General features: G+C 60.8%; 2 protein-coding genes. Both read left to right on the top strand.

The window, feature by feature from the left end; translation table 11 throughout:
* Positions 1-90: 90 nt before the first annotated feature.
* Positions 91-723 carry a sarcosine oxidase subunit gamma gene (locus ACW9HW_RS29970; RefSeq protein WP_457402945.1) on the top strand — a complete coding sequence of 211 codons (633 nt, stop codon included), beginning with the start codon at positions 91-93 and terminating at the stop codon, positions 721-723.
* 196 nt (positions 724-919) lie between these two features.
* The gene (gene purU, locus ACW9HW_RS29965) at positions 920-1,777 is read left to right on the top strand and encodes a formyltetrahydrofolate deformylase (RefSeq protein ID WP_207267522.1); all 858 of its coding nucleotides are present in this window, start codon (positions 920-922) and stop codon (positions 1,775-1,777) included.
* Positions 1,778-1,827: the final 50 nt, after the last annotated feature.

Below are 1,827 nucleotides of genomic sequence, written 5' to 3'. Positions count from 1 at the left end.
GAGATTGCGTAACCCTTGTGGGAGCGAGCCTGCTCGCGAAGACGGCAGAGCAGTCACCACAAGGCCAACAGAATTCAGAACAGGTGCTTTATGACCGCAGCCAATGTTTACCAACAACGCCCAACCTCCGGGGCCAAGGCCGAGTCGTCGCTGCATCACGCCGACCTCGCCAGCCTGGTGGGCAAGGGTCGCAAGAACGCCGGCGTGACCGTGCGCGAGAAAAAACTCCTCGGCCATCTGACCATCCGTGGTGATGGTCACGATGCCGCGTTCGCCGCGGGCGTGCACAAGGCCCTGGGTATCGAATTGCCCGGCGCATTGACCGTCATCGTCAAAGGCGAAACCAGCCTGCAATGGATGGGCCCGGATGAGTGGCTGCTGATCGTCCCGACCGGCGAAGAATTCGCTGCCGAGAAAAAACTGCGTGAAGCGCTGGGCGATCTGCACATTCAGATTGTCAACGTCAGCGGTGGCCAGCAGATCCTCGAACTGAGCGGCCCGAACGTGCGCCAGGTGCTGATGAAGTCCACCAGCTATGACGTGCACCCCAACAACTTCCCGGTGGGCAAGGCGGTCGGCACGGTGTTCGCCAAGTCGCAACTGATGATCCGCCACACCGCCGAAGACACTTGGGAACTGCTGATCCGTCGCAGCTTCTCGGACTACTGGTGGTTGTGGTTGCAGGATGCGTCGGCCGAGTACGGCCTTAGCGTTCAGGCGTAACTCGGTTCATGACTGCTTTTGTGGCGAGGGAGCTTGCTCCCGCTCGACTGCGAAGCAGTCGTAAAACCTGAATCCGCATTCCTCCTGCAGGAATGCGGATGCTGATTTTGGGGTTGCTTTGCAACCCGGCGGGAGCGAGCTCCCTCGCCACAAAGTTCTCAGTGACCACAGAATTTGTTACAGGAGTCACCGCACTATGAGCCGCGCCCCAGACACATGGATTCTGACCGCCGACTGCCCCAGCGTGCTCGGCACGGTGGACGCGGTGACCCGCTTTCTGTTCGAGCAGGGCTGCTACGTCACCGAACACCATTCCTTCGATGACCGCCTCTCGGGGCGTTTCTTCATTCGTGTGGAATTCCGCCAGCCCGACGGTTTCGACGAACAGTCATTCCGCGCCGGCCTTGCCGAGCGTGGCGAAGCCTTTGGCATGATCTTCGAGCTGACTCCGCCCCATCACCGCCCGAAAGTGGTGATCATGGTGTCCAAGGCCGATCACTGCCTCAACGACTTGCTCTACCGCCAGCGCATCGGCCAGTTGTCCATGGACGTGGCCGCCGTGGTCTCCAACCACCCCGACCTCAAGCCGCTGGCCGACTGGCACCAGATTCCGTACTACCACTTCCCGCTGGACCCAAACGACAAGCCGTCGCAGGAGCGTCAGGTGTTGCAGGTGATCGAAGAGTCTGGCGCCGAGCTGGTGATCCTTGCGCGCTACATGCAGGTGCTGTCGCCGGAGCTGTGCCGCAAACTCGACGGCAAGGCGATCAACATCCACCACTCCCTGCTGCCGGGCTTCAAGGGCGCCAAGCCCTATCACCAGGCCTATAACAAGGGCGTGAAACTGGTCGGCGCCACGGCGCACTACATCAACAACGATCTGGATGAAGGACCGATCATCGCCCAAGGGGTCGAGGTGGTGGATCACAGCCATTACCCGGAAGATTTGATCGCCAAGGGGCGGGATATCGAAGGCCTGACCCTGGCCCGGGCGGTGGGTTATCACATTGAGAGACGAGTGTTTTTGAACGCCAATCGTACGGTCGTTCTTTAGATCGCTTTCGCGAGCAGGCTCGCTCCCACAGGGGGGGGGGTCTCCGGCCC

It is taken from the genome of Pseudomonas sp. SDO5532_S415 (genome assembly GCF_054071155.1).
The sequence above is the reverse complement of the archived record's forward strand: the minus strand, read 5'-3'. Positions and strand labels throughout refer to the sequence as shown.